A 1,261-nucleotide genomic window follows, 5' to 3' on the forward strand; every position below is an offset into this window, starting at 1 on the left:
TTTCGAAGATCTTTAAAGCACTATTTAATTATCAAGGTTCATTGTTTATCTCGTTGCCTCAGCAGCAACTCTGATATGTTATCACATTCGCATTCGCTTGTCAACAACTTTTTTAACTTTTTTCAAGTTCAGTTTGTTGTTTTCAAACTCACAGTTCATGTGTGCCAGCCGTTCTCACATCCAGCTCAGATATAATACCAAACCATATGACAATTGTCAACAGCTTTTTTACATTTTTTGCAAATTTTATGAATTCAATTTTTCACATATTTTTTCCCAATGATTGCACCTATAGTTGAGACCGTTTCTCTAGCACCCTACTCCGACAGTTTCCTTCAAATTCGCGGACATGCATTCATAAAGACACGCATGCAGGATCTCTCCCACATGCGTGTCTTTTTTCATTTTCAACTTTTAAGCCAGATCTGCCCAGTTTGCCGGATATACGAAATATGCATATCTGGTTTTATTCGGAGTCTGGAAATGAATATGGCTGTTTTTAGGAATATAGATAATCTGCCCTTTTTCAGCAGTTACCACACGTCCGTCGATCTCAATCTCCAGAGTTCCCTCAAGAACAAGATCGTACTCATCATAAGTCAGTGTCCACTCAAAACTGGTGTGGTCAAGCTCCATGATTCCGCAGCCCATTCTAGGTGCTTCCTCAAGGGTTACCACATCCTTCAGTGCGACGCCGTCCTGCTCAAAGCGCTCGCATTTGACAGTTTCGGTCGCAATTTTAATAATACCGCTGGGATCTTTTTCTTTTACAAAATCCTCTGCCGGAGCCTGCTTTGCAGTGGACTCTTCCAGAACCTTCTGTACGATCTCGCGGATCAGTTCTTCACTTACGTTCATACTGTGTCCATCCTTTCATTTTCACGAACCGGAATCTTTGTTGCTCTTCACTCGCACCTCGTTCCAGCAACAATTATTTTTCTTCAGCTTCCTCTTCTGCTTTGGCTTTTGCAACAGAAGCCTCTACTTTGGAGAGAAGCATCGGAGCCAGTGCATTGGCAAGGATCAGGGCCGTGATACCTGCAACCAGCTTACCAACGATAACCGGGAAAATCATATCGGAGTTTACACCAGCGGTAAATCCAAGATGATCACCAAATACAAATGCTGCAGATACTGCAAATGCAACGTTTAAGAGTTTTCCCTTCGGGTTCATCTTATCCATGATATTGAACATTGCAATATTGTTAGCCAGAGTCGCTACCAGTCCTGCAGAACCATTCTCGTCCATACCCAGTTTTTC

Annotated in this window: 2 protein-coding genes; both read right to left on the minus strand. The window is 42.3% G+C overall.

The window, feature by feature from the left end:
• Window positions 1-414 precede the first annotated feature (414 nt).
• Window positions 415-858: a cupin domain-containing protein gene (locus tag LKD36_RS17455; protein WP_118771752.1), complete on the minus strand. Its 444-nt coding sequence runs from the start codon at window positions 856-858 to the stop codon at window positions 415-417.
• Window positions 859-931: 73 nt separating this feature from the next.
• On the minus strand, window positions 932-1,261 hold a 330-nt coding region (gene eutH, locus LKD36_RS17460; protein WP_308460391.1), incomplete at its 5' end, for an ethanolamine utilization protein EutH.

It is taken from the genome of Hominiventricola filiformis (assembly GCF_020686965.1).
GTDB classification, from domain to species: domain Bacteria; phylum Bacillota; class Clostridia; order Lachnospirales; family Lachnospiraceae; genus Hominiventricola; species Hominiventricola filiformis.

What these genes read in the sequence shown, in the direction of transcription:
- LKD36_RS17455 (WP_118771752.1), bottom strand. Translation starts at nt 858, where the DNA reads ATGAACGTAAGTGAAGAACTGATCCGCGAGATCGTACAGAAGGTTCTG.